Source organism: Streptococcus sp. 20925_1_77 (assembly GCF_041432125.1).
Taxonomy (GTDB): Bacteria; Bacillota; Bacilli; order Lactobacillales; family Streptococcaceae; genus Streptococcus.
Genome location: NZ_JAPVZB010000014.1, coordinates 64435 through 70769, shown reverse-complemented (window position 1 = coordinate 70769; position 6335 = coordinate 64435). Strand labels below are relative to the sequence as shown.

General features: G+C 44.3%; 5 protein-coding genes, 12 tRNA genes and 2 rRNA genes. All 19 read left to right on the top strand.

Annotated features, from left to right (window positions below):
* A 23S ribosomal RNA gene (locus tag O3626_RS08165) occupies positions 1-716 on the top strand; the annotation flags it as partial.
* A 79-nt stretch (positions 717-795) separates the two neighbouring features.
* Positions 796-911, top strand: a 5S ribosomal RNA gene (rrf, locus tag O3626_RS08160).
* A gap of 133 nt (positions 912-1044) precedes the next feature.
* Positions 1045-1117 (top strand) — tRNA-Val (locus O3626_RS08155).
* Positions 1118-1122: 5 nt separating this feature from the next.
* A tRNA-Gly gene (locus O3626_RS08150) sits at positions 1123-1193 on the top strand.
* A gap of 38 nt (positions 1194-1231) precedes the next feature.
* Positions 1232-1305 (top strand) — tRNA-Ile (locus tag O3626_RS08145).
* Positions 1306-1315: 10 nt separating this feature from the next.
* Positions 1316-1387, top strand: a tRNA-Glu gene (locus O3626_RS08140).
* Positions 1388-1394: 7 nt separating this feature from the next.
* Positions 1395-1484: transfer RNA gene (locus O3626_RS08135), tRNA-Ser, on the top strand.
* A 13-nt stretch (positions 1485-1497) separates the two neighbouring features.
* A tRNA-Met gene (locus tag O3626_RS08130) sits at positions 1498-1571 on the top strand.
* 3 nt (positions 1572-1574) lie between these two features.
* A tRNA-Phe gene (locus O3626_RS08125) sits at positions 1575-1647 on the top strand.
* Positions 1648-1662: 15 nt separating this feature from the next.
* Positions 1663-1743: transfer RNA gene (locus tag O3626_RS08120), tRNA-Tyr, on the top strand.
* A 6-nt stretch (positions 1744-1749) separates the two neighbouring features.
* Positions 1750-1820: transfer RNA gene (locus O3626_RS08115), tRNA-Trp, on the top strand.
* Positions 1821-1832: 12 nt separating this feature from the next.
* Positions 1833-1905: transfer RNA gene (locus O3626_RS08110), tRNA-His, on the top strand.
* Between the two features lie 19 nt (positions 1906-1924).
* Positions 1925-1996, top strand: a tRNA-Gln gene (locus O3626_RS08105).
* A 10-nt stretch (positions 1997-2006) separates the two neighbouring features.
* Positions 2007-2090, top strand: a tRNA-Leu gene (locus O3626_RS08100).
* Between the two features lie 105 nt (positions 2091-2195).
* On the top strand, positions 2196-2633 hold the full coding sequence (locus tag O3626_RS08095) for a zinc-dependent MarR family transcriptional regulator (protein WP_024054682.1): 438 nt from the start codon (positions 2196-2198) through the stop codon (positions 2631-2633).
* A 1-nt stretch (position 2634) separates the two neighbouring features.
* Positions 2635-3339 carry a metal ABC transporter ATP-binding protein gene (locus O3626_RS08090; RefSeq protein ID WP_003013743.1) on the top strand — a complete coding sequence of 235 codons (705 nt, stop codon included), beginning with the start codon at positions 2635-2637 and terminating at the stop codon, positions 3337-3339.
* Positions 3332-4135: a metal ABC transporter permease gene (locus O3626_RS08085; protein ID WP_049506201.1), complete on the top strand. Its 804-nt coding sequence runs from the start codon at positions 3332-3334 to the stop codon at positions 4133-4135. Before O3626_RS08090 ends, O3626_RS08085 begins: the two co-directional genes overlap by 8 nt.
* A 2-nt stretch (positions 4136-4137) precedes the next feature.
* Positions 4138-5643: a zinc ABC transporter substrate-binding protein AdcA gene (locus O3626_RS08080; protein ID WP_371496295.1), complete on the top strand. Its 1506-nt coding sequence runs from the start codon at positions 4138-4140 to the stop codon at positions 5641-5643.
* 139 nt (positions 5644-5782) lie between these two features.
* On the top strand, positions 5783-6328 hold the full coding sequence (locus O3626_RS08075; protein WP_003004606.1) for a DUF6287 domain-containing protein: 546 nt from the start codon (positions 5783-5785) through the stop codon (positions 6326-6328).
* Positions 6329-6335 lie beyond the last annotated feature (7 nt).

Sequence of the window (6335 nt, the reverse complement as noted above, 5' to 3'; positions counted from 1 at the left end):
TTATGGCCACTCTAACCCGGTAGGTTAATCATCTACGGAGACAGTGTCTGACGGGCAGTTTGACTGGGGCGGTCGCCTCCTAAAAGGTAACGGAGGCGCCCAAAGGTTCCCTCAGAATGGTTGGAAATCATTCGCAGAGTGTAAAGGTATAAGGGAGCTTGACTGCGAGAGCTACAACTCGAGCAGGGACGAAAGTCGGGCTTAGTGATCCGGTGGTTCCGTATGGAAGGGCCATCGCTCAACGGATAAAAGCTACCCTGGGGATAACAGGCTTATCTCCCCCAAGAGTTCACATCGACGGGGAGGTTTGGCACCTCGATGTCGGCTCGTCGCATCCTGGGGCTGTAGTCGGTCCCAAGGGTTGGGCTGTTCGCCCATTAAAGCGGCACGCGAGCTGGGTTCAGAACGTCGTGAGACAGTTCGGTCCCTATCCGTCGCGGGCGTAGGAAATTTGAGAGGATCTGCTCCTAGTACGAGAGGACCAGAGTGGACTTACCGCTGGTGTACCAGTTGTCTCGCCAGAGGCATCGCTGGGTAGCTATGTAGGGAAGGGATAAACGCTGAAAGCATCTAAGTGTGAAACCCACCTCAAGATGAGATTTCCCATGATTATATATCAGTAAGAGCCCTGAGAGAAGATCAGGTAGATAGGTTAGGAGTGGAAGTTGTGTGAGCAATGGAGCGGACTAATACTAATAGCTCGAGGACTTATCCAAAGAGTCAGAAGATATTGACAACGTGAGTTTAACTTGTTAGAATATAGATATTCAATTTTGAATGTTTAAGCATTCAGAGTTAAGTGACGATAGCCTAGGAGATACACCTGTACCCATGCCGAACACAGCAGTTAAGCCCTAGAACGCCGGAAGTAGTTGGGGGTTGCCCCCTGTGAGATAAGGTAGTCGCTTAGCAAGAGATTGAGCCTAGTAGATACTAGGCTCATTTGGGAGTTTAGCTTAGTTGGAATCGAGAGGTAATCGAGATTCCAATCGGCGGATAAGAGAAACGTAGTTTCTCACCGTTGGCTGAGTTAAACGACCATAAGGGAGTTTAGCTCAGCTGGGAGAGCATCTGCCTTACAAGCAGAGGGTCAGCGGTTCGATCCCGTTAACTCCCATTCAAGCGGGTGTAGTTTAGTGGTAAAACTACAGCCTTCCAAGCTGTTGTCGCGAGTTCGATTCTCGTCACCCGCTTTGAACTTTTGTTCAATTTTTACCAAGTTGTTTAACTTGGGCGCGTAGCTCAGGTGGTTAGAGCGCACGCCTGATAAGCGTGAGGTCGGTGGTTCGAGTCCACTCGTGCCCATTAATAGTATGGTCCGTTGGTCAAGGGGTTAAGACACCGCCTTTTCACGGCGGTAACACGGGTTCGAATCCCGTACGGACTATATTTTTGGAGGATTACCCAAGTCCGGCTGAAGGGAACGGTCTTGAAAACCGTCAGGCGTGTAAAAGCGTGCGTGGGTTCGAATCCCACATCCTCCTTTTTTAAAATTAACGCGGGATGGAGCAGCTCGGTAGCTCGTCGGGCTCATAACCCGAAGGTCGTAGGTTCAAATCCTGCTCCCGCAATTTGGCTCGGTAGCTCAGTTGGTAGAGCAATGGATTGAAGCTCCATGTGTCGGCGGTTCGATTCCGTCTCGCGCCATCAATTCAATAATCAGGAAGGGTAGCGAAGAGGCTAAACGCGGCGGACTGTAAATCCGCTCCTTCGGGTTCGGGGGTTCGAATCCCTCCCCTTCCATCCTTTACGGGCATAGTTTAAAGGTAGAACTAAGGTCTCCAAAACCTTCAGTGTGGGTTCAATTCCTACTGCCCGTGTTAATAATTATGGCGGGTGTGGTGAAGTGGTTAACACACCAGATTGTGGCTCTGGCATGCGTGGGTTCGATCCCCATCACTCGCCTATTTATTATTTACATTATTGGGGTATAGCCAAGCGGTAAGGCAAGGGACTTTGACTCCCTCATGCGTTGGTTCGAATCCAGCTACCCCAGTTAAATTTATGCCGGCGTGGCGGAATTGGCAGACGCGCTGGACTCAAAATCCAGTGTCCGCAAGGACGTGCCGGTTCGACCCCGGCCGCCGGTATAGATTATAAAAGGAGTTTTTACTCCTTTTTTTGTTTATTTTTTTTCTTTTTTGTGATATAATTAACCGGTAAAGTTTCTGCTAGTGAATTAGAAGGAGTTTATTTTGTCTGAAGTTGCAAATAAAATCGATCGATTTTTAAATTCTATTTTATTATTATCTGAGAATCAACATGAGATTTTAGTTGGGTCTTGTACAAGTGGTGTTTCATTAACCAACACTCAGGAACATATTTTGATGCTGGTTGCTGATGAAGCTCTAACCAATTCTGTCTTAGCAAAGAAATTGAATGTTAGTCAGGCAGCGATCACGAAGGCTGTGAAGCCCTTATTAAGTCAGGGGATGCTGGAGACTTATCGCGATGAAAATGATGCACGGGTTCTCTATTACCGCTTAACTGAGATTGGTAAGCCGATTGCCTTAGAGCATCAGCACCACCATCTGCATACCCTTCACACTTATGAGGATGTTTTGTCGAAGTTTACTAAGAATGAGCAAGGGGTCATTTCGCGGTTTTTAGATTTATTGGAAGAGGAGTTATAGTTTGAGGTATATTACGGTTTCAAATTTATCGTTCTATTATGATCGAGAACCGGTTCTGGAAGGGATCAATTACTACTTAGATAGTGGGGAGTTTGTTACCTTGACCGGGGAGAATGGGGCTGCTAAGTCAACCTTGATTAAGGCTAGCCTTGGCATCTTACAGCCCAAGGTTGGGACTGTTGAGATTTCAAAGACGAATGTGAAGGGAAAGAAGTTAAGGATTGCTTATTTGCCGCAACAAATTGCTAGTTTTAATGCAGGGTTTCCAAGTACGGTCTATGAATTTGTGAAATCAGGTCGGTACCCTCGTAAAGGATGGTTTCGAAAGTTGAATGAGCACGATGAAAAACATATTCTGAAGAGTTTAGAATCTGTTGGGATGCTGGAGTTCAAGGATCGGGCGATTGGTTCTTTGTCTGGTGGTCAGAAACAGCGGGCTGTCATTGCTAGGATGTTTGCTTCAGATCCGGATATCTTTGTTTTAGATGAACCTACGACAGGGATGGATGCGACGACAAAGAGTGATTTTTATGAGTTGATGCATCACAGTGCGCATCACCATCAAAAATCTGTTTTGATGATTACGCATGATCCTGAAGAGGTTAACCAATTTGCGGATCGGAATATTCATTTGGTTCGTGACCAAAGCTCTCCTTGGAGATGTTTTAATGTCCATGATACTGAAGGGGAGGGTGACCATGCTTGATTTATTCCAGTATGATTTTATGCAACGGGCCTTGTTGGCTATGGTTGCCATGAGTCTTTTTTCTCCTGTATTAGGGATTTTCTTGATTTTAAGACGGCAGAGTCTTATGAGTGATACGCTAAGTCACGTCTCTCTTGCGGGTGTCGCTTTTGGGCTTTTCCTTGGGATCTCTCCAACGCTCTCGACCATGATCATTGTCATTATTGCTGCGGTTTTTCTTGAGTATTTGCGGACCTTATTTAAGGACTTTATGGAGATCGGGACGGCAATTTTAATGTCCACAGGTCTTGCCCTAGCTTTGGTACTGATGCGTGGTGGTGGGAAGAGCTCGATGAGCTTGGATCAGTATTTGTTTGGTTCTACCCTAACCATTACGGATGAACAGGTGATCGCCTTGTTTGTGATTGCTTTCGTTGTATTAGTGCTGACGGCCTTATTCTTGCGGCCTATGTATATTTTGACCTTTGATGAAGATACGGCCTTTGTGGATGGGCTTCCGGTCCGGACCATGTCCATCTTATTTAATGTGGTAACGGGGGTTGCTATCGCCTTGATGATTCCTGCAGCAGGATCGTTATTGGTTTCAACCATCATGGTCTTACCGGCTAGTATTGCGCTGAAATTAGGGAAGAACTTCCGTGGGGTCATGCTGCTTGCGGTCATTATTGGCTTTATCGGGATGTTTAGTGGGTTGATTTTGTCTTATATTGCAGATACACCAGCGAGTGCCAGCATCACGCTTTTATTTGTGGCCTTGTTCTTGCTTGTGAATCTTGGATCACGTTTGAGGAAGTAAATATGAAATTTAAAAAAATAGGTTTAATGTTGTTGGTGGCTTTTGCCCTTATCTTGACTGCTTGTGGTAAAAGTCAGAGTCAAAATGGAAAATTAAAAGTGATGACCACTTTTTATCCTGTTTATGATTTTACAAAAAATATTGTCGGAGATGAAGGAACGGTAGACCTGCTCATTGGAGCGGGATCAGAGCCTCATGAATATGAATTGTCTGCTAAGGGGCGGGCTATGATTCAAGATTCGGATGTTTTCGTCTATGAGAATGAAAACATGGAAACGTGGGTTCCAAATCTTTTGAAATCAATGAAGGATAAGAAAACCAAAGTGATCGATGCTACCAAGGGCATGGTCTTGCTTCCTGGATTGGAAGAGGAACATGAACACGAAGGGGGCGAAGAACACCATCATGAATATGATCCTCACCTTTGGCTCTCTCCACATCGTGCAATGAAGATGGTAGAGTCGATTCGCGATCAGTTGGTCGCAGCTTATCCAGATAAGAAAAAGACGTTTGAGAAAAATGCGCAAGCTTATTTGAAGAAGTTACAGGCTTTGGATCAAGCTTATCAGGATGGCTTGAAAGATGCGAAACAAAAGAATTTTGTAACCCAGCATGCTGCTTTCCGTTATTTAGCACTGGATTATGGCTTGAATCAGGTGGCCATTTCAGGGATTTCACCTGATAGTGAGCCATCTGCTGCACGATTGCGTGAATTGACAGAATATATCAAGAAAAATGAGATCAAGGTCATTTACTTTGAGGAAAATGCTTCTAAGTCCTTGGCGAAAACCTTGTCTTCTGAAGCAGGAGTCGAGTTGGCTGTTTTGAATCCTTTGGAAAGCCTAACGGATCAAGAAATGAAAGATGGCGAAGACTACGTGTCTGTTATGAAGGAGAATCTGAAGGCATTAGAGAAAACAACCTCGCAAGCCGGTAAGGACATTCAACCGGAACATGAGGAAGATTCTAAGACGGTTCAAAAGGGCTATTTTGAGGATAGTCAAGTGAAGGATCGTAGCTTGGAAAATTATGCAGGTGACTGGCAATCGGTTTATCCATTCTTGCAAGATGGAACCTTGGATCAGGTCTTTGATTATAAGGCAAAATTAAATCCGACCATGACTGCTGCTGAGTATAAGGAATATTATACCAAGGGTTACCAAACAGACATTGATCGGATTAAGATTGATAAGGATTCAATGGAGTTTTATCAAAAAGGATCTTCTAAGAAATATACCTATAAATACGTAGGGAAACACATTTTGACTTATAAGAAGGGGAATCGTGGTGTTCGTTATCTCTTTGAAGCCAAGGAGAGCGATGCGGGAGACTTCAAATATGTTCAATTTAGTGACCATGAAATCACTCCTGTAAAGGCAGCTCACTTCCACATTTTCCATGGAGGAAAGAGTCAAGAAGCGCTTTATGATGAGTTGGAAAATTGGCCAACTTATTATCCTTCCAACTTATCTGGTTTAGAAGTGGCACAGGAAATGCTGGCTCACTGAAAGTAGTATTCAAAGAGAGATTGGGATGTATTATCCCGGTCTTTTTTTGATCCGAAATAGGAAGTAGAGCTTGTCAAATGTTTGAAAATACGTTACAATGAAGGGGCTTTAAACTAAAAAAATGTATGGGGAATTTTAAATGAAAAAAGTTGGTGCAATTCTGGTGAGTTTTCTTAGTGTGCTCCTGTTGGTGGCTTGTTCGCAACAGAGCGCGAGTAAGAAATCAGATTCTTCTTCTAGTCAAACGAGTGCTTCTTCTGAGGTGAAAAAGACGACAGCTTCTAGTTCAGAAGTGAAGGAGAAAGAAAAAAAAGAAGAGAAGAAAATGGATCTTGAGGCTATTGCTAATGGGGATTACAGCAGTATTGCTGGTGTCTGGCAAGATGATAAAGGAAACAAGTTGGTCTTTAACGACAAAGGGTTGGTTTCACAAGAGTTGGAGGGCTATGGTGCTTCTTTGACGGATTATGGAACAGCATCTGAAGGCATTTATGGTGGTCGTGATGGTGGCTTCTTGTTGGAGTATATTCCTGCGGGAGTAACCATTGGTGATCAGGTCGATGATCAAGGGCAAGTTGTTTTTAAGGATACATCCGATGCCTCTAAGAACCGCTTGTGGTCTGGTGTTGGAATCGCTAGTTTTGGGGAACAAGGATCGATCTACTATCATGTAGGAGATGAATAATAGAAAA